The organism is Actinomycetota bacterium (assembly GCA_030684515.1).
GTDB lineage: Bacteria > Actinomycetota > Actinomycetes > S36-B12 > S36-B12 > UBA11398.
This window is the reverse complement of sequence record JAUXVJ010000014.1, coordinates 1-2,300: the sequence shown is the minus strand read 5'-3', so window position 1 is coordinate 2,300 and position 2,300 is coordinate 1. Positions and strand designations below refer to the sequence as shown.

Below are 2,300 nucleotides of genomic sequence, written 5' to 3'. Positions count from 1 at the left end.
CCATCTGCGAAGAATTGTCTGCTGCGACTTCGCCAATTGATTGAGTGCGGCCCCTTGGGCAAGGAACGCTGACGGGTCACTCGCAAGTAGAAGTTGCAATGACGGGTCCAAAGACGCCGACATGTACGCCGAGCGAGCGAGAGCGTCGATGAGCTCGGAAGATTTCTGTAGTTCAGTTCGTTGCCTGCTGGCGCGACGCTGAAGCGTTCCAAGCTTCTGCTGGACGATGTTGAGACCAGAACGGGCTTCGTTGTACCGCTCCGTCGCGCCCTCTGCGACATGCTGTAAATCGGCAACCTGTGCCTGGATCCGTGCGATGTCCGATTTAGGACTTGCTACACCAGGTCCGACTCCGAGCAAGCCTGCTCCAAGGGAAAGGATCACGACGCCAAAGAGCATCCTGCTTCGATTGAAGTGGCTCAAGGGAGTCACAGTTGGTCCTTCCAGTCTCACCTGTGTCCTGTGGACGCTGTCTGGCTACCGCAACTCTGCGGTGTCAGGCTGTCGGAGCCCGAAATGTTCGCCCCTAGTTTCGCCAATGAATCCGGGAAGTCTCGTAGCGAACTGTGAAGATTCGATCAAGAAACAGTGTTCACAACCGCACAAGGGCTGCATCTTAGAGGCATCCCTCCTCGCGCGCTACTCCGCGATTCTAGATCTTGGCGGATCGCAAGCGCTGAGCGTTCAAAATGACCGACACGCTCGACAGGCTCATGGCCGCAGCGGCAATCATTGGGGAGAGCAAGAGTCCAGTGAATGGATACAGAATGCCTGCTGCGATGGGGATGCCTACTGCGTTATACGCAAAGGCGAACCAGAGATTCTGTTTCATGTTGCTCACGGTGGCGCGCGACACGCTGCGAGCCGCCGTGATGCCCCGCAGGTCACCCTTGACCAACGTGATCTGCGCTGAGTCAATTGCTATGTCACTGCCGGTGCCCATAGCAATGCCGATGTTGGCTTGGGCAAGTGCGGGGGCGTCATTGATGCCATCGCCGGCCATGGCCACCAAGTGGCCGTCACGTTGGAGCGCTTCGATGATGGTGAGTTTGTCCTGCGGCTTGACCCCTGCGTGGAAGGCGTCGATGCCGAGGGTTTCGGCCACTTGTTGAGCTGGGCCGGCTGCATCGCCTGTCGCCATGACTATGGATATAGCGTCGCGATGTAGGGCTTGTACGGCTTCTGCTGTGGTCTCCTTGATCGCGTCTGTGAGCGCGATCAAGCCTTCGAGACGGCCGTCGACTGCGACGTAGATGACTGTCTGTCCTTCTGGCTCGCGCCCGGTCAGGTCTGCTGACAGGGTGATGTCATTGATTTGCATGAGGTCGCGGTTACCAACGAGGACGTCGTAACCGTCGATGTGTGCGGCGACGCCATAGCCCGGCTTGGCTTCGAAATCCTGGGGGTAGTTCAGGCTCACGTTTTCCGTTCGCGCGGCTGCTGTAATGGCGCGTGCAAGCGGGTGTTCACTGGCCTGGTTGGCACTGGCAGCCATCCGCAGGACGTGTTCGCGCGTGGTGTTGGTGGCGGGGATGACATCGCTCACGCTGGGATGCCCCACCGTGAGCGTTCCTGTCTTATCGACAACCAGAGTGTCGATTTCGCGCATCTTCTCGATCGCTGCTGCATCTTTGAATAGGACGCCATGGCGAGCCCCAAGGCCGCTGCCAATCATGACCGACATGGGAGTGGCCAGCCCCAGCGCGCATGGGCAGGCGATGATCAAAACTGCTACCGCAGCGACCAGCGCATTTGTCCAGCGCGGCTCAGGGCCCACGAGACCCCAAATGATGAACGTAGCGATCGCAATGACAATGACGGCCAAAACGAACACGCCAGCCACCTTGTCGGCCAAACGCTGCATGGGTGCCTTAGTCCGTTGTGCCTTGGCCACCATCTCAACAACACGTGCCAGCACTGTGTCTGAACCGACTCGAGCTGCGATCACCACAAGGCTGCCGTTGGCGTTGACTGTGCCACCGATTACGCTGTCTCCGGGGACTTTCTCGGTCGGCACCGGTTCGCCTGTGAGCATCGACTCATCTACAGATGACTGACCTGATTCAACAGTGCCATCGACGGGAACTTTCTCACCTGGTCGTACGCGCACGCGATCCCCGACCTCCACAAGGGCGAGTTCGACATCGACTTCAGTTCCTTCAGACGTGATGCGGTGGGCGGTGGATGGGGTCAAGTTCAGCAACGCTTTGATCGCTTCACCAGTCGTAGCCCGTGCACGCAACTCCATGACTTGGCCCAGGAGTGTGAGAGTGCAGATCACGGCAGCAGCCTCGAAGTAC

At 58.7% G+C, this 2,300-nt stretch carries 2 protein-coding genes; both read right to left on the bottom strand.

Features of this window, described 5'->3' with window-relative positions; translation table 11 throughout:
* Nucleotides 1-432 (bottom strand): hypothetical protein (locus Q8M73_06450; protein MDP2288191.1); only part of this gene is annotated, 432 nt, incomplete at its 3' end.
* Nucleotides 433-652: 220 nt separating this feature from the next.
* Nucleotides 653-2,300: copper-translocating P-type ATPase (locus Q8M73_06445; GenBank protein ID MDP2288190.1), on the bottom strand; the 1,648-nt coding region annotated here is incomplete at its 5' end.